18 protein-coding genes are annotated in these 16,570 nt (G+C 64.4%); 4 read left to right on the top strand and 14 right to left on the bottom strand.

Annotated features, from left to right (window positions below; genetic code table 11):
- Nucleotides 1-90: 90 nt before the first annotated feature.
- Nucleotides 91-744, bottom strand: a complete 654-nt coding sequence (locus VNN77_17135) for an iron-containing redox enzyme family protein (protein ID HXG53123.1) — start codon at nt 742-744, stop codon at nt 91-93.
- A 193-nt stretch (nt 745-937) separates the two neighbouring features.
- On the opposite strand from VNN77_17135, the gene VNN77_17130 reads away from it, so the two are divergent.
- Nucleotides 938-1,915 carry a D-2-hydroxyacid dehydrogenase family protein gene (locus VNN77_17130; GenBank protein ID HXG53122.1) on the top strand — a complete coding sequence of 326 codons (978 nt, stop codon included), beginning with the start codon at nt 938-940 and terminating at the stop codon, nt 1,913-1,915.
- A gap of 83 nt (nt 1,916-1,998) precedes the next feature.
- Nucleotides 1,999-2,529: an ACT domain-containing protein gene (locus tag VNN77_17125; GenBank protein ID HXG53121.1), complete on the top strand. Its 531-nt coding sequence runs from the start codon at nt 1,999-2,001 to the stop codon at nt 2,527-2,529.
- Between the two features lie 264 nt (nt 2,530-2,793).
- Here VNN77_17125 and VNN77_17120 read toward each other — a convergent pair whose 3' ends face one another.
- Nucleotides 2,794-4,689: an alkaline phosphatase family protein gene (locus tag VNN77_17120; GenBank protein HXG53120.1), complete on the bottom strand. Its 1,896-nt coding sequence runs from the start codon at nt 4,687-4,689 to the stop codon at nt 2,794-2,796.
- A gap of 282 nt (nt 4,690-4,971) precedes the next feature.
- On the opposite strand from VNN77_17120, the gene VNN77_17115 reads away from it, so the two are divergent.
- A complete protein-coding gene (locus tag VNN77_17115) occupies nt 4,972-7,008 on the top strand; it encodes a S9 family peptidase (GenBank protein HXG53119.1) in 2,037 nt (678 codons plus the stop codon).
- Between the two features lie 103 nt (nt 7,009-7,111).
- On the opposite strand, the gene VNN77_17110 is transcribed toward VNN77_17115, so the two are convergent.
- Complete coding sequence (locus VNN77_17110; protein ID HXG53118.1) at nt 7,112-7,660, bottom strand: DUF502 domain-containing protein; 549 nt, start codon at nt 7,658-7,660, stop codon at nt 7,112-7,114.
- A 54-nt stretch (nt 7,661-7,714) separates the two neighbouring features.
- Entirely contained in the window at nt 7,715-9,046 is a 1,332-nt protein-coding gene (locus tag VNN77_17105; protein ID HXG53117.1) for a replication-associated recombination protein A, read from the bottom strand.
- A gap of 128 nt (nt 9,047-9,174) precedes the next feature.
- On the opposite strand from VNN77_17105, the gene VNN77_17100 reads away from it, so the two are divergent.
- A complete protein-coding gene (locus tag VNN77_17100) occupies nt 9,175-9,543 on the top strand; it encodes a polymer-forming cytoskeletal protein (GenBank protein ID HXG53116.1) in 369 nt (122 codons plus the stop codon).
- A gap of 1 nt (nt 9,544) precedes the next feature.
- Here the strand turns inward: VNN77_17100 and rplS are convergent, their stop codons facing one another.
- The 10 genes from rplS to VNN77_17050 form a co-directional block, all read right to left on the bottom strand.
- Entirely contained in the window at nt 9,545-9,901 is a 357-nt protein-coding gene (gene rplS / locus VNN77_17095; GenBank protein ID HXG53115.1) for a 50S ribosomal protein L19, read from the bottom strand.
- 24 nt (nt 9,902-9,925) lie between these two features.
- Nucleotides 9,926-11,200, bottom strand: a complete 1,275-nt coding sequence (gene trmD / locus VNN77_17090; protein HXG53114.1) for a tRNA (guanosine(37)-N1)-methyltransferase TrmD — start codon at nt 11,198-11,200, stop codon at nt 9,926-9,928.
- Nucleotides 11,201-11,219: 19 nt separating this feature from the next.
- Nucleotides 11,220-11,732, bottom strand: coding sequence for a ribosome maturation factor RimM (rimM, locus tag VNN77_17085; GenBank protein HXG53113.1), 513 nt, complete (start codon nt 11,730-11,732; stop codon nt 11,220-11,222).
- A gap of 20 nt (nt 11,733-11,752) precedes the next feature.
- Nucleotides 11,753-11,989, bottom strand: a complete 237-nt coding sequence (locus tag VNN77_17080) for a KH domain-containing protein (protein ID HXG53112.1) — start codon at nt 11,987-11,989, stop codon at nt 11,753-11,755.
- Between the two features lie 26 nt (nt 11,990-12,015).
- Entirely contained in the window at nt 12,016-12,261 is a 246-nt protein-coding gene (gene rpsP / locus VNN77_17075; GenBank protein HXG53111.1) for a 30S ribosomal protein S16, read from the bottom strand.
- 14 nt (nt 12,262-12,275) lie between these two features.
- The gene (gene ffh, locus VNN77_17070) at nt 12,276-13,616 is read right to left on the bottom strand and encodes a signal recognition particle protein (GenBank protein HXG53110.1); all 1,341 of its coding nucleotides are present in this window, start codon (nt 13,614-13,616) and stop codon (nt 12,276-12,278) included.
- 144 nt (nt 13,617-13,760) lie between these two features.
- Nucleotides 13,761-15,392, bottom strand: coding sequence for a chaperonin GroEL (gene groL / locus VNN77_17065; protein HXG53109.1), 1,632 nt, complete (start codon nt 15,390-15,392; stop codon nt 13,761-13,763).
- Between the two features lie 28 nt (nt 15,393-15,420).
- On the bottom strand, nt 15,421-15,711 hold the full coding sequence (gene groES, locus VNN77_17060) for a co-chaperone GroES (protein HXG53108.1): 291 nt from the start codon (nt 15,709-15,711) through the stop codon (nt 15,421-15,423).
- A gap of 138 nt (nt 15,712-15,849) precedes the next feature.
- Nucleotides 15,850-16,125 (bottom strand): DUF507 family protein, encoded by a 276-nt coding sequence (locus VNN77_17055; protein ID HXG53107.1) that lies wholly within the window; start codon nt 16,123-16,125, stop codon nt 15,850-15,852.
- Entirely contained in the window at nt 16,122-16,397 is a 276-nt protein-coding gene (locus VNN77_17050) for a DUF507 family protein (protein HXG53106.1), read from the bottom strand. The genes VNN77_17055 and VNN77_17050 overlap by 4 nt, the downstream gene beginning before the upstream one ends.
- Nucleotides 16,398-16,570 lie beyond the last annotated feature (173 nt).

Genomic DNA, 16,570 nt, shown 5'->3' with positions numbered 1-16,570 from the left:
CGCGGCGCTCACGGGCGCGGAACACGCCGGACAAGAAATGTCGGATGCAGGGCGGAGAGCGGCCGTCCCGCGAGCGGTGCGATCCGCCAATCAGCCGTAGGCGTCGTAAATCCCGTCGAACTTGGCGATCTTGAAGCGCACCATGTTGCGGGCGGCGGCGCGCACGAGCTCGTGATCGCGCGGGGTGCGCGCATGGCGGGCGATGACCTCCGCCGCCATCGCGGTATGATGCTCGTCGACCCTGGCATGAACCGTGAAGAAGGCCCGCGCCCGGGCGTCCAACCCGTAGTGCCGCTCGAGCGCGGCGTCGAACACCTCCGAGTAGCGGCGCACCATGGTCTCGTTCACCAGCGCGCCCGCGCGCGCTTCGGCCAGGGTGCCGAGGAACATGCCCCGAATGATCGCCCCTGTATGGGCCACGCATTCGAAAATCATGACGGCGTCGTCGAAGTCCTCCCCGCGCAACCCGATCGCTTCGCCGAAGCGCTTCATGAGCCCGGGATGGGAGGTTTCCTCGACGAACAGCTCCACGAACTGGTCGTACACCGGTTGGTGGTTGGCGTTTCGCACCATGCAAAAGGCAAGGCCCTTGTTGATCGCGTGGTTCGAAAGGTAGTGCTGGAGGGCGAAGCCCTGCAGGCGTTTTCGCGACAGCTTTCCCTCTCTCAGCTCGCTGAAAAACCGGGTGCTCATCAACTGCGCCACGCCCGGACCGATGATCTCGCGGTGCAAAGAATCGATCAACGACTGATTCTCCATGTTACGGCCCCCCGTGCGCGCCGTTCCCGCAGGGAGGGAAACGGCGCCGCTCAGACACTATCCGGCGGCGGCGGCCGCTGTCAACTTCGGTTCCGGCCGGCGCGCGAAAGTTGACAGCGGCCCCGCTTTCTCTGTAACGTCTCGTTGCTTCGGCTGTTCTTCCATCGAGGAGGGGACGATGAAGATCGTGGTGCTCGACGACTATCAGAACGCGTTTCGCACGCTGCGCTGCTACGCCAAGCTCGCCGCCCATGACGTAACGGTCTTCAACGACACGGAAAAAGATCCGGCGCGGCTGGCGCAACGGCTGGCGGATGCCGATGCGGTCATCCTCACCCAGCAGCGCTCCGCTTTTCCCCGGGCGGTCGTCGAGCGCTTGACGAGGCTGAAGCTCGTCAGCCAGACCGGGCGCAACGTCAGCCACATCGATCTCGCGGCGTGCACGGAGCGCGGGATCGTCGTGTCCGCGGGCGGCGCGGGCAACCCGAGCGCAACGGCGGAGCTCACCTGGGCGCTCATTCTCGCCGCGCTGCGTCACCTGCCCTACGAGATCAACCGGCTCAAGCAGGGTCACTGGCAATCGACGCTCGGCTCGGCGGTGCACAACAGAGTGCTCGGTATCTACGCGTTCGGCCGGATCGGGAGCCTGGTCGCGAACGTCGGGCGGGCGTTCGGGGCGCGCGTCGTTTGCTGGGGCCGGGAGGGCTCCACGGCGCGCGCCCGCAGCGCTGGCTACGAGGTGGCGTCGAGCCGGGAAGCGTTTTTCTCCGAGGCCGACATTCTGAGCCTGCACATCCCGCTGAACAAGGAAACGCGCGGCATCGTAACGCGCGAGGACCTTGCAAGAATGAAACCCACGGCGCTCCTCGTCAACACGAGCCGCGCCGGATTGATCGCGGAGGGAGCGCTGGTAGAGGCGCTCAGGGCCGGCCGGCCCGGCTTCGCCGCCGTCGACGTCTACGAGGACGAGCCGGTGATCGGCGGGAACCATCCGTTGCTGAGCCTCGACAACGCGATCTGCACGCCCCATCTCGGCTACGTCGAGAGGGAAACCTACGAGAGCTATTACGACACGGTGGTCGAGCAGATCCTCGCTTTTGCGGCCGGCCGCCCGATCCACGTGGCCAACCCAGAGGTTCTGCAAAGGCGAGTTTGACCTCCAGGGTGGGCGGTCCGGGGTCCCGGGGTGCTCGTTCTGGCGTGTTGAACGGTCGCATCCGATCCTATATTTCTGACTCCATGACCGATAAGGAGCATCTCATCCTCACCGCTATCGGTCCCGATCGGGTCGGGCTGGTGCAGACAATCTCCGAGTTCATCGACCGCCACGGCTGCAATATCGAGGACAGCAAGATGGCGGTTTTCTGCGGCGAGTTCGCCGTGATCCTCTTGATCAGCGGCAGAGGCGCCGACCTTCTGAAAGTCGCGAATCACTATCGCGAGCTGGAAATCCAAACCGGGTTGACCCTTGCAATCAAGACTCCAGCGGCTCGAAAGCCCACCGAGCCTCTTCTACCCTATCGGCTCACGGCCTCCAGCCTGGACCACCCGGGGATCGTGCATCGAATCAGCGCCGTTCTGAGCAGCCTGGGCGTTAACATCGAGTCGATGGAGACCAAGACCTACGCCGCTCCCGTCAGCGGCACACCGATCTTCCGCCTGGAGGCGAGCATCTCCGTGCCGTCGAGTACCAGCGTCAACGTTCTCCGCGAGCGCTTCGCCGACCTCCAGCGCGAAGAAAATATCGACATCGAGCTTTCCTTGCGATGACGGTTTCCGGTCTCGGGTTCCCGGTTCCTGGTTTTGCGCATTGACCTCGTCGAACCTCTGCGATTGAAGCGAAGTCGCGGTTGCAGTTGCGGCCGACGCGGGATGCGAGGGGAATCCCTTCGCAGCGACGACTTTGAAATTTCGCGTTCCTGCGCCTCCGCTGCTCCGGGGTTGCCCTCGCCTCGGCCGAGCTCGACGGCGAATCCGGGTTGAATCGCCGCGCGCAGCGGCTTCCCGCGCAGCCCCGTACTCCGCGGTACGAGGTCAGGGCTCGATCAGCGCCTCGCGGAGAATCCGGCCGGTGGCGTCTTTCGGCGGCGGCAGCCGCAGCAGGCGGGCGAGGGTCGGGGCGAAATCGATGACGCGGACTCCGGAGAGCCTTCGGCCGGCGTGTACGCCGGGACCGCTCAACGCGAGGATGGTCCGCATGGAGGGCCGCGCCGGGTCGAAGCCGTGGGCGCCGTGAGGCTCTCGCTTGACGATCAGCTCGCCGGCGCCGCCGAGCCGGCAGTCGAGCTCGTACCCCGGCACCAGATCGACGTATAGATCCCCGCCGGCGTCGCCGCCGATGCCCAGCGCCGAGCCGCGGGCCCGCGCGTCGTAGACGTTCGCGACCACGCGGCGTGCGCCGTCGCGGATCTCGGCCAGGGCCTGGCGAGCTTTCTCCACCAGCGCCGCGCGCTCCCGATCGCCGACCGATCCCTGCCTGCGGTCTCGCATGTTGAAAAGCAGATAGCCGTCGGTCCCTGGAGGGCAGAGCAGCTTCGTTTTCGCGAGGTCGACGCGACCCGTTTCATCGACGGCGAGCAGACCGGCTCTCTGGAATGCCTTGTTGACCGAGACGAGCCTGTCCGTCGCTTCCATCCCGTGATCGGAGATCAGCGCGACGAGCGTGTCATCCGGACGATGAGCCATCAATACCCCGAGCAGCTCGTCGGCGCCACGGTAGATCCGCTCGAGCAGCGGCCGCAGCCGCCCGGCGATCTCGCTGCGGTAGCCTGGAAGCGCCGGGTCGAGGTAGCCGCGCCAGAGATGCTCGCTTTCGTCGGGGAACGGCGTGTAGACGAAAAAAAGATCCCAGGGGACGAACGCGATGGCCCAGCGCGCGGCCTGCTCGAGCTGATACAGGGCGAACGAAACGGTTTCGAGATAACGTGCTTCGGCCAGCCCGTCTCCGCCGTCGGGGATCGTCGGCCCGAAATTCCTGCGCAGATACGGGACGCTGGCGCCGTTGCCGACGAAAGCGCGGACGAGGGGACTTGCGTCCCGGAGCAAATGCGGCGGCGCGGCGAGGTCGCGCGCCGGGCGCGTGAAGTAGAGCAGAAATTCCTTGCCTCCGGGATCGAGGTGGAACAGGCGGAAATAGACGGTGGCGGGTTCTCCGGAAGCGGTGCGGACCTGGACAGGATCGCTCCAGTAGGACGGGCCGGCTCCTGCAGGCGCCGCCTTCAGCCGTGCTTTCGCGCGAGCGGCGTCCCGCTCGGGAGCCACGAGCATCGTGTCGTAGCCGGGCCGCTCATCCGCCGGATCATCGATCAGCAGGCAGTAGAGCGTCGAGGCGCCGACGGCGAAACTGGTTTCCAGAGGCGCAGCGAGACTGGCGGGCGCGTTGGTCCACGGAGGAGAGGCGCGGGGGCGGTGGCTTTCGGCGTCGACGACGCCGTCGCGCCCGGAAATGCCGGCATATCCCCGAAAGTGCAGCCCGCCGCCCGATCTCGGCGGCGCGAACGGCATGTGCAGGTCCACCACGTTGCGGCCGGCGCGCCGGGCGACCTCGACGATCGTTTCCGCCCGTTGCAGCTCGGGAGAGAAGCCCGGGGCGCTTTCGAGAACCGTAAAGCGGTCCTTCGGCAGGCGCGGGATGCGGTTGCCGGTTATCCCGGTGGCATCGGGCCGGGCCCCGGTCATGAGCGACGCGAAACCGGGAGCGGTGAGCGACGGGTAGACCGCAAGGACGTCGTCGGCGAAAACTCCGGTCTCGATCAGCCTCGAAAGATGAGGGAGTTTTCCCTGTCGGAGCAGGTCGCCGGCGAAGGCGGGAACGGCGCCATCCCAGGCGACCACGATCGCTTTCGGCGGAGATCGGTCCGCGCTCGCAAAGACGACCGCGGCGCTCGAGAACCAGACGGCGGAGACGAGCAATCGCAGCGGGAGGTTCATTCGCGGAATACCGTTACTTGGCGCCGGCGGGTTTCGACATTACCGGTGCCGGCCGCCGGTGTCAAAGAGGCGGTTGGACATTTTCACCGCGGAGCCCGATAATAACCGCCCCGTGGCCGAAACAAGGAGGTCGCTTCATGCGGTCGGCTGACAAAAGGCTCGTTCTGGCGGTCGTTTCGGCTCCGCTGGCAATCCTCGTCGGGGGCGGGCGGATCGCCGCTCGGCAAGAAAGGAAGAAGTAGGGGGCACTCCGCGCGCGATGTCGGGGAGTGAAAGGGCTGCATGTTGAAGAAGATCCCGACGATCCTCGAAAAGCACGGGAGGAAGCGCATCGACCCTTACTACTGGCTGCGCGAGCGGGAGAACCCGGAGGTCCTGGCGTATCTCAGGGCGGAAAACGAGCGCGCCGAGAGGGAAACCGCTCACCTCAGGGCGCTCGAGGACGCCCTGTTCGAGGAAATCAAGGCGCGCTTCAAGCCGGCTGACCAGTCGGTGCCTTACCGCAAATGCGGCTATTTCTACTACACCCGCTTCGAGGAAGGAAAGGAATATCCGATCCTGGCTCGAAAGCGCGGCTCGCTCGATGCTGCGGAAGAGATCATGCTCGACGGGAACGAGCTTGCGCGCGGGCACGAGTTTTTCTCGATCGGCGGCTGGGCGGTCAGCTCCGGCAGCGACGTTCTCGCCTACGCTACGGACACCGTGGGGCGGAGGGTCTATACCATTCACTTCAAGAATCTGACCACGGGGGAAACGCTCGATGAGGCGATTCCCGAGGCGACCGAGAGCCTCGCGTGGGCCAACGACAACCGCACGCTATTCTACGCCAAGCAGGATCCGGTCACGCTCCGGTCGTGCCGGATCTTCCGGCATGCGCTGGGGAGCGATCCCTCGCGGGACGTTCTCGTTTTCGAGGAGACCGACGAAACCTTTTCGACCTACGTATTCAAGACCAAGTCGAACCGGTTCATCATGATCGTCTCCTCGCAGACCCTCAGCCAGGAGTGCCGCTATCTGGAAGCCGACGATCCCGAGAGCGAACCGCGACTGCTGCTGGCGCGCCAGCGCGACCACGAGTATTACGTCGAGCATTTCGAGGACCGCTTCCTGATCCGGACGAACCGCGGGGCGAAGAATTTTCGCCTGGTCGCGGCGCCCGTGGAGCATCCGGCCGAGGAAAACTGGGTGGAGATCGTTCCACACCGCGAGGACGTGCTGCTGAGCGATTTCGAGGTGTTCGCCCGCCACCTGGCGGTCGAGGAGCGCCGCCGGGGGCTGGTTCACATCCGCGTGATCCCCTGGAGCGGCGGGGCGGGGCACGAGCTGGTTTTCGACGAGCCAAGCTATCGGGCTGGCTTCGGCGACAATCCCGAGCTGGACACCGCGCTGCTGCGCATCGAGTACACCTCGATGAAAACCCCGGTCTCGATCTACGACCACGACATGGACACCGGCGAGCGGCGGCTGCTGAAACGCGAGGAGGTGCTGGGCGGCTTCGACCCGGACGACTACGTCGCCGAACGCCTCTACGCGCAGGCGGACGGCGTGGAGGTTCCGATCTCGATCGTTTACCGCCGCGGCGTCGAGAAAAACGGGCGCAACCCGCTGCTGCTCTACGGCTACGGCGCGTACGGCCTGAGCACGGACGCCGCGTTCTCGTCGCCGCGCCTGAGCCTGATCGATCGCGGCTTCGTCTACGCGATCGCCCACGTGCGCGGCGGCCAGGAGCTCGGCCGGTCGTGGTACGAGGACGGCAAGCTGCTGAAGAAGAAAAACACCTTCACCGACTTCATCGCATGCGCCGAGCATCTGATCAGGGAGGGCTATACCTGCCCGGATCTGCTCTTCGCCATGGGGCGGAGCGCGGGCGGGCTTCTCATGGGGGCGATCGCCAACATGCGGCCGGATCTTTTCAAGGGAATCGTGGCCGAAGTGCCGTTCGTCGACGTGGTCACCACCATGCTCGACCCGTCCGTGCCGCTCACCACCGGAGAGTACGACGAATGGGGAGATCCGAACGACGAGAAGTATTTCGACTACATGCTTTCCTATTCCCCTTACGACAACGTCGAGGCGAAAGACTACCCGCACATGCTGATCACTGCGGGCCTTCACGATTCGCAGGTCCAATACTGGGAGCCCGCCAAATGGGTGGCGAAGCTGCGGGAGCTGAAGACCGACCGCAACCGGCTGCTGTTCAAGACCAACATGGAAGCCGGTCACGGCGGGGCGTCCGGCCGTTTCCGGCGGTACCGCGAGACCGCGTTTTGCTACGCTTTTCTGCTCGATCTGGCGGGCCGCGCCGGCCGGACTTCTTGATCAGCAGGGCGCCGGCCGCGTGAGTCAAGAAAAGCGTCGGGCGAACGGCTCTCCTGGGATCGGCGGCAGGTTCGTCGTATGTCCTTCCGCCCGGACCTGGAGATTAGAATTTGCCGAGCGAGAACAGCCCCTTCAGCGCCCGGTCGACGCTCCAGTCGGTCGGAATAACGCGCCCCGGCGAAAGACGCAAAAGCCGGCCCTGTGCCGGGTTGGGCGAATGGGGAACGAAGACCAGCAGCCTTTGCGCTTCCCCGTTGCCCTCGGACCCCGTCACCAGGCCGATCTCGGCGCCGCCGGTTCCTTCGTCGGGAACCAGTACTACACGCTCAAAAAGCGCCCCCTCCCCCGGGTCGAGGCCGAGGATCTGCTTGAGGGTGCGGTAAAGGAGGCCGAGCCCGGGCAGGCGGCAGACGAGCGCGTCGGTTCGATGCCAGAGCCATCGGCCAAGTACCGTCGTCAGCGTAAGACCCAGGAGATAGAGCAGGGCGATAACCGACAGCAAACCCGCGCCGGGAAAGTAAAACCGCGCAGGGATCAGCGGGCTGAGGGAGTTTTCAGCGTACACGAGGAGAAGAAAGGTGCCTCCGACCGGAAGAAGCGTGACGAGACCGGTCAACAGGCAGATCACGAAGTGACGATAGACCGCTTCCATCCGTGACGCCCTCCGTTACAGGTGTTCGACCCGGCTGCACGCCGCATCTCGCGGCTAGCTTTCCGGCTCGTCCTTCCGCGGGGCCGGACGGGACCAGCGGGCCTTGATCTCCTTTTCGAAGCCGGAATCGGAAGGGTGGTAATACCTCGCTCCCGCCAGCGCGTCTGGCATGTGCTGCTGGTCGACCCGGTGCCCCGGAAAATCGTGCGCGTATCTGTAGTCCTTGCCGTACCCGAGTTTTTCCATCAAAGGCGTGGGCGCGTTGCGGAGATGGAGCGGGACCGGTAATGCGCCGTGCTCTTCGACGTCCCGCGAAGCGGCGAGCATCGCCTTGTAGGAGGCATTGGACTTCGGGGCGGTGGCGAGGTAGGTCACCGCCTGGGCCAGCGGAATCTTTCCCTCCGGAAGTCCGACGAAATGAAAGGCGTCCTTGGCGGCGACCGCTACCTGGAGGGCTCTGGGATCGGCGTTGCCGATGTCTTCCGCGGCGAAGATGATCATTCGTCGGGCGATGAACAGCGGATCTTCGCCCGCCTCGATCATCCGCATCATCCAGTAAAGCGCGGCGTCGGGATCGCTGCCGCGCAGGCTCTTGATGAAAGCCGAGATGACGTTGTAATGCTCCTCGCCCGCCTTGTCGTACTGCAGGGGCCTTCTCTGGATCGCTTCCTCGATGTCGGAGATCTCGATGCTGCACCGTCCCGGTTTCTTGCGCACCAGCGCGGCCGCGGTCTCCAGAGCGTTCAGCGCCACCCGGCAATCTCCGCCGGACTGCTGGATCAGGAAGTCGCGCGCAGCCGCGGTCAACTCCAGGCGCAGGGCTCCCAGCCCGCGGTCCGGGTCCCGCAGGGCACGATCGACGATCTCCCCGATCTCCGCGGGGTCGAGCGGTCGCAGTACCAGGACCTGACAGCGCGACAGGAGGGGAGAGATCACCTCGAACGAGGGATTCTCCGTGGTCGCGCCGATCAGCGCGATCACGCCGCGCTCGACGTAAGGGAGGAAGATGTCCTGCTGCGCCTTGTTGAAGCGGTGGATCTCGTCGACGAAGAGCACGGTCGATTTTCCCGCTCGGTGGAGCTGCTCCGCCTCGGCGATGACCTTCTTGAGGTCCTTGACTCCCGACGTGACGGCGGAGAAGTGAATCCGGGCGGCGCCGGCGGCGTCGGCCAGGAGCTGAGCGAGCGTTGTCTTGCCGCTTCCCGGAGGCCCCCAGAGGATCAGCGACCGCAGCATCCCGCCGGCGAGCATCTCGCGCAGGATTCTGCCTTCGCCGAGAAGATGCCTCTGGCCCACGAACTCGTCGGGCGTCCTCGGGCGCATGCGCTCGGCGAGCGGCGCCTCCCCCCGGGAACGCCGGCTCGGCAGGGAATCGAACAGCTCCATTTCAAGAGCATGCTAGCACAAATCGGTTGGCCCTCGACAGGGGGCGCTGGACGTTCCCGGCGAAGTGGCCTGGCCGGGTTGCTTGCTTTGGACGAACGGAATGGTATGGTGGAGCGGCGTTTCGGACCATGCCGGAGAAGCCTGAAAACCGCAGCCCCTCCTTCATGCACGGGGCGGTGAGGACGGTGCTTTTCCCCGATTCAGCGGTTTCGGGAAAGCTGAGCTACGATCTTCCGGTCAAGATCGACAGCCGCTTTACCGGGGAGGTCAAGGCCAACGACCTGCTGGTGGTCGGTCCCAACGCGCGGGTGGACGCGCGCGTTTCGGCGCGGCACCTCCAGCTCGAAGGCCAGCTCGCCGGGAAGGTGCAGGTGGCGGGTTGCTTCGAGATCATGCCTGGCGGGCAGTTCCGGGGCGAAGTCAAAGCCGGGGAGCTGAAAGTCCACCCAGGGGCCGTCTTCGACGGCAATGGGCGGATCATCGGCCTGGCCAGATAGATCAACCTCCGGAAGACCCCTCTTCGCCGCTCAACCGCGCCGCTTTGCCCGACCGCTGCCGCAGATAGTAGAGCTTCGCCCGGCGCACTTTTCCGCGCGCGACCACTTCGACCTTCTCGATGCGCGGCGAATGGAGCGGAAAGATGCGCTCCACCCCGACTCCGTAGGAAACCTTGCGCACGCGAAACATCGCGCGGTTCCCTTCGCCGGAAAGCCCGATCACGGTTCCCTCGAAGACCTGCGTCCGTTCCTTCTCGCCTTCGACGACTTTGACATGAACCCGTACCGTTTCGCCGGGCCTGAGCGACGGAGGTTGCTGCTTGGTTTGCTGCGCTTCGATCTCGTTCAAGATGTTCATAACGCGACTCCTTCGACAAGGTGTTCAATACCGCAAGAGGCGGTCCAAAATGATGGCTGCCGCCGACCTCACGGACAGGTGATTGTAGCCGGCGCAACCCTCGACGGGCTCCAGAATGTAATCCGCTCGGGAAAGGATCTCGTCCGTCAGGCCCCAGCCCGTCCCGAAAAGAATCAGCACTGGCCGAGAACTCTTTATTAACATGTCCCGGACCTGGGGGAAAGAGGCGCGTCCCGGACCCGTCCTGGCGGAGGTCGCGACGATCGCGGGCTGGATGCCGCTTTCGCGCTCGACGTCAATGAGCACGTCGTCGAGCGCGTCGGTGACGCGCGCCAGCGCCAGAGCCTCCTTGCGGGTAGCGTTGTACTCGGCCCCATAGCCGGTTTCCCAGTGCTCGATGATCTTGAGCGACAGCTTCTGGAGCGCCTTGACGGGAGTGACAACGTAGAGGGCCCGGACGCCGTAGGTTCGCGCGGCCCGCGCGATGTCGTGGATGTCCATGTTGGTCACCGCCGTGGTCACCACCCGGCCGTTCTTGTCGTAAACCGGATGATGGAGCAGGGCGAGGTAGACGGGGGCCCGGTGCTTCAGTGCCTCGGCCTTTTCCTCCGCGCTCAGCCGGGCGCGCGCGAGGAGGTCGGGCCGCCGCTCGGCGGTGAGTGCGACGCTCGCGCGCCGGCGCCACCGCCGGATCCGCTCGTGGTCCCCCGAGAGGAGCACGTCCGGCACGCGCATCCCGCGGAACTCTTCGGGCCTCGTGTACTGGGGGTACTCGAGAAGGCCCTCAACAAACGATTCCTCCGCGGCCGATCTTTCGTTTCCGAGCACGCCCGCGACCAGCCGGGCCACGGCGTCGATGACGACCAGCGCGGCGGGTTCACCGCCGCTCAGGGTATAGTCGCCGATCGACAGCTCTTCGTCGACGAACGCCTTGACACGTTCGTCGACTCCTTCGTAGCGGCCGCACACCAGCACCACATGGTTCTCGCGGGCCAGTCGGGCGGCCACAGCCTGATCGAAGACCCGTCCCTGGGGGCAAAGCAGGATGACGCGAGCGCCGGGAGATTTCCGCCTGACGTCCTCGATCGAGGCCACGAGGGGCTCGGGCTTCATCACCATTCCATGGCCGCCGCCGTACGGATAATCGTCGGCGATCCGGTGGCGGTCCGCCGTGTAGTCGCGCGGGTCCACCATGGAGACCGAGATCAATTCTTTCTCCTGCGCCTTCTTGAGGATGCTATGGCCGAGGGGCGACTCGAGCATCGAAGGGAACAAGGTGATGACGGTAAAGGTCAGCATCGAGCTACGGCCAACTGCGTCAGAGGTCGAGGAGACCCTCGGGAGGGCGGATGATCAACCTGCCCGCCGCAAAGTCCACTTTCTCGACGATCTCCTTGACCGCCGGAATCAGGTACTCTTTCTGCGGCCCGGCGATAACGTAAAGCTCGCCGCCCGGGGAGTGGCGGGCCTCCTTGACGACGCCGATCCGACGGCCTTCCACGTCGAATACCTCCAGGCCGATCACCTGGAAATGATAGTACTCTCCGGGCGGCAGCGGGGCCAAAGCGCTCTCGGGCACGGACAGCGTCGCTCCGATCAGCTCCTGCGCGTGCGTGATGTCGTCGACACCGCGGAGCTTGAAGACGATTTGCGAGCGCTGCCGCCGGCTCGCTTCGACGACGTGCACCGACCGCGAGCCCCCGCGCCGCACGATCACCTCGCGTCCGGCCGTCAGGAGCGCAGTTTCCGGATTGTATGGATTGAGTTTCAGCCAGCCGCCGACGCCGTGAGTCGTGACGATCTTCCCGAGTGGAACCAGTCGCTCAGACACCGGCGCGCAGGGATCCGACGCTATTTTTCCTCGACGATCTCGAGCACCACCCTGCGGTTGGTCCGGGACGCGGCCGCGTTGAGAATCGTACGGATCGATTTCGCGGTTCTGCCCTGCTTGCCGATGATGCGTCCCAGATCCTCTTTCGCCACCTTCAACTCGAAGATCGAAGTGGATTCTTCCTCGGTTTCCTTGACCTCCACGGCGTCCGGATTGCTCACGAGGGATTTCGCCAGATACTGGACAAGCTCTTTCATGAGGAGAAAGCCTCCTCCCGTTCGGATCAAGCGGATCGGCTCTGCCGCGCGATCAGCTGGGAGACCGTTTCGCTCGGCTTGGCTCCCCGCTGGATCCAGCTCTGAACTTTTTCGCGGTCGATCTTGATTCCCCCGCCGGCGGCGTTGGGATCGTAGGTCCCGACCTGCTCGATGTACCGGCCGTCCCTGGGAAAGCGCCCGTCGCAGACCACGATCCGATAAAACGGTCTTTTCTTGGCGCCGTGACGGGCGAGGCGAATTCTAACGCTCATCGATTCGTTCTCCTTTACTGGAACAGGTGAGGCATCCGGCCGAACAGCGACCGCACCCCAAGCTTGTTCACCCTCTGCATCATCTTTTTCATCTCCAAGAACTGCTTCATCAGCCGGTTGACGTCGGTCACGGTCGTGCCGCTGCCCTGGGCGATGCGCCGGCGCCGGCTGCCGTTGAGGATGCCAGGGTGGCGCCGCTCCTGGAGCGTCATCGAGTTGATGATGGCCTCGACCCGCTTGAGCTCCTGCTCGGCTTTTTCCGTATCGACCTGGGAAGCGAGCCTCTTTCCGCCGGGGATCAGCTCGAGAAGGCTTCCCATCGAGCCCATCTTCTTGATCTGCTGCAGCTGCAACAAGAACTCTTCGAGCGTGAACTGCTGTTTCTGGATGACCTTCTGGAGCCGGGCCGCGTCCTTCTGCTCGATGGTCTGCTGGGCCTTGTCGATCAACGACAGGATGTCGCCCATCCCGAGAATCCGCGACGCCAGCCGGTCGGGATAAAATGGCTCGAGCGCGTCGAGCTTCTCACCGGTTCCGCAGAAGAGGATCGGCTTGCCGACCATCCGGCGGATCGAAAGCGCCGCCCCGCCACGGGCGTCGCCGTCGAGCTTGGTCAGAATCACCCCGGTCAGCTCCAGATGGCGGTCGAAGCCGATCGCCTGGTTGACCGCGTCCTGGCCGGTCATCGAATCGGCGACGAACAGGACGTGGCGCGGGGCGATTGCTGCCTTGATCGCCGCGAGCTCCCGCATCAGCGGCTCGTCTATGTGGAGCCGTCCGGCGGTGTCGATGAGGAGCAGGTCGCAAAACCGGCTTTTCGCCTGCTCCAGTGCCTGCCGGCAGATGTCCACGGGATCGCTCTCGGGGTCGGTCGGGTGGACCGGAAGGTCGAGCTCTTTTCCAAGGATCTGGAGCTGCTCGATGGCCGCCGGGCGGTAGACATCGGCCGGCACCAGGTAAGGAGTCCTCCCCTGGGACCTCTTGAGGTGGCGCGCCAGCTTCGCGACGGTCGTCGTCTTGCCGGAACCCTGCAGCCCGACCAGCATGACCGCCACGGGGGGAGCCGCCTTGAGATCGAGCTCCCGGTGCTCGCCGCCCAGGATGGCGGCCAGCTCGTCGGCGACGATCTTGATGAACTGCTGGTCCGGCGTGAGGCTGAGCAGGACTTCCTGCCCGAGCGATTTCGATTTCACCGAATCGAGAAAGCTCTTGACGACCTGGACGTGAACGTCGGCTTCGAGCAGCGCGAGCCGCACCTCGCGCAGGGCGTCGTCGATGTTCTTTTCGCTGATCTTCCCCTGGCCTCGGAGCCGCTTGAAGGTCAGCTCGAGCTTTTCCGTGAGCGATTCGAACATTGTCTAAATTACGATAATTTCAGCGAAAATTGAATAAACAGACTAGTGGAAAAGGCGTGGGTTGTCAAGGTAGACGCCAAAAAACAAAGGCCCGCTGTACCCTTGAACCAGGCACAGCGGGCCCCGGACGCCTCAAAGCCCGGCCTACATCATCCCGCCCATTCCGCCTCCGGGCGGCATCGCCGGCACGGGCGGCTTCTCCTCCGGCTTTTCCGCGACCATCGCTTCGGTGGTCAAAAGCATGCCGGCCACGGAAGCCGCGTTCTGCAGCGCGGTGCGAACCACCTTGGTCGGATCGATGATCCCCGCCTTCATGAGGTCCTCGTATTCCTCGGTGGCGGCATTGAAGCCGAACGAGCCTTTTCCTTCCTTGACCTTCTGGAGCGCGATGGCGCCCTCGACGCCCGCGTTCATCGCGATCCGCCGCAAAGGCTCTTCGAGCGCCCGCCGGATGATGCCGACGCCCGCCTTCTCCTCCTCGCCGACCCTCAGCTTGTCCAGCGCCGGCGCACAACGGAGCAACGCCACCCCGCCTCCGGGCACGACGCCTTCCTCGACGGCCGCGCGGGTCGCGTGGAGCGCATCCTCGACCCTGGCCTTCTTTTCCTTCATCTCGATTTCCGTCGCCGCGCCGACGTTGATGACGGCGACGCCGCCGATCAGCTTCGCGAGCCGCTCCTGCAGCTTCTCGCGGTCGTAGTCCGAGGTCGTCTCCTCGATCTGCGCGCGGATCTGCTTGATGCGGGCCTCCAGGTCCGCCTTCTTGCCGGCGCCGTCGACGATGGTCGTGTTGTCCTTGTCGACGACGATCCTCTTGGCGCGGCCGAGGTCGTGCAGCGAAACGTTCTCGAGCTTGATCCCCAGCTCTTCGGCGATGAGCTTGCCGCCGGTGAGGATCGCAATGTCCTCGAGCATCGCCTTGCGTCGGTCGCCGAAGCCCGGAGCCTTCACCGCCGCGCAGTGCAATGTGCCGCGGATCTTGTTGACCACCAGCGTGGCCAGCGCTTCACCCTCCACATCCTCGGCGATGATGATGAAGGGCTTGCCGGATTTCGCGATCTGCTCGAGGATCGGCAACAGTTCCTTCATGTTGCTGATCTTCTTCTCGTGGATCAGCAGGTAGGCGTCCTGGAGGACGCATTCCATCCGCTCGGGGTCGGTGACGAAGTAGGGCGAGAGATAGCCGCGGTCGAACTGCATCCCCTCGACCACGTCCAGCGTCGTTTCCAGCCCCTTGGCTTCCTCGACCGTGATCACGCCTTCCTTGCCGACCTTGTTCATCGCTTCCGCGATCACCTCGCCGATCGTGGGGTCGTTATTCGCGGCGATGGTGCCGACCTGGGCGATCTCTTTGGGGTCCTTGGTGGGCTTGGAGAGGTTCTTGAGCTCTGCCACGACCGCTTCCACCGCCTTGTCGATGCCGCGCTTCAGCGACATCGGATCGTGGCCCGCCGCCACCAGCTTCGCGCCCTCGGCGTAGATCTGGCGGGCCAGCACGGTCGCCGTCGTGGTGCCGTCGCCCGCCACGTCGGAGGTCTTGCTCGCGACCTCCTTGACCATCTGGGCGCCCATGTTCTCGAACTTGTCCTCGAGCTCGACTTCCTTCGCGACGGTAACGCCGTCCTTGGTCACGTTCGGCGCCCCGAACGACTTCTCGAGCACCACGTTGCGGCCCTTTGGCCCCAGCGTCACCGTCACCGCGTCGGCGAGGATGTTGACGCCTCTCAGAATCGCGTCCCGGGCGTCCCGGTTGAATTTTACCATCTTGGCTGCCATTGTTTCCCTCCCGTTCGAGTCTGCAGAGTTATTTCTCGATCACCCCGAGGATATCCTCCTCGCGCATGATCAGATGCTCTTCGCCGTCGATGTTGATCTCGGTGCCGGCGTACTTGCCGAAAAGCACCCGGTCGTTCACCTTGACGTCGAGCGGCGTGATTTTCCCGTCCTCGTTGACTTTCCCTTTGCCGACGGCCACCACTCTTCCTTCCTGCGGCTTCTCCTTGGCGGTATCGGGAATGATGATGCCTCCCTTGCTCTTTTCCTCCTCGGCGATCCTCTTGACGATAATCCGATCCTGCAACGGCCTGATCTTCACTTCCCGCCTCCTTTCAAGCGTCCAAAATGAGTCATCGAATGCGTGGAATCCGGCCGGCCGCGCCGCGGTGTGGAAGGGCGCTTCCGAAGCCAGCCTAATGTAAACATCCGTCCCGGGCTGTCAAGGCTCCAAGGACGGCTATTTCCTGTGCTTTCGCGCTTCTTCCTCGAAGTACTTGCGGTAGAGCACGTCCCACTCGCGGCTCCCCGGCGGAATGGGCCGGGACAGCGACTGGATTTTTTTCCGGACGATCTCGTCGATCTGATCTTCGTGCTGGAAAAAGCTGTGCAGCACGGCTTTGGTCTCGGCCAGAGCGCGCCCGACGTTGGTGAACTCCCCGAGGCCGCTCTTCGTCACGGCGTCGACGATCAGATGCGCGAGGTGCGATACGCGGCTCTCCGAAAGGCGGGTCACAGGATGAAACCCTTCCTCGCCGCGACCTTTTGCTTGGCGATCAGAAACATCTTGTATGGGTCCATGTCCCGGGCGGCTCGGCCGTGCTCCGCCAGCACCCTGCGAGCCTCCTCTTCGATGGCCTCTTCCTCGGCGAAATTCTGGGCGACGACGGCGACGATTCGCGCCTTGATCTCAGCATCGCCGCCTTTGGCTACCAGCAACCCTTTGGAGCGATAGCTTGCCAGAAGTTGACCCGCGAGCCGTTCCAGCTGTTCCTGCTTGATCTTCATCGGCAGCGGAAAACCTGTGGATAAGTTGCGCCGCGATCGTGGAAAGCCCGGTGGAACCTGTCAACTCTACAGCGTTGTTTATCCGGGGGAGGGCGGGAAGTCAACCGCAGTGGCAGCCGTCACAGCGTGATCGGGCGCTCCTGGCGGGTAAAAAAGCTTGAGTGTTCGCGGGT

Source organism: Candidatus Zixiibacteriota bacterium (assembly GCA_035574315.1).
Lineage (GTDB): Bacteria > Desulfobacterota > Binatia > UBA9968 > UBA9968 > DATLYW01.
The sequence above is the reverse complement of the archived record's forward strand: the minus strand, read 5'-3'. Positions and strand labels throughout refer to the sequence as shown.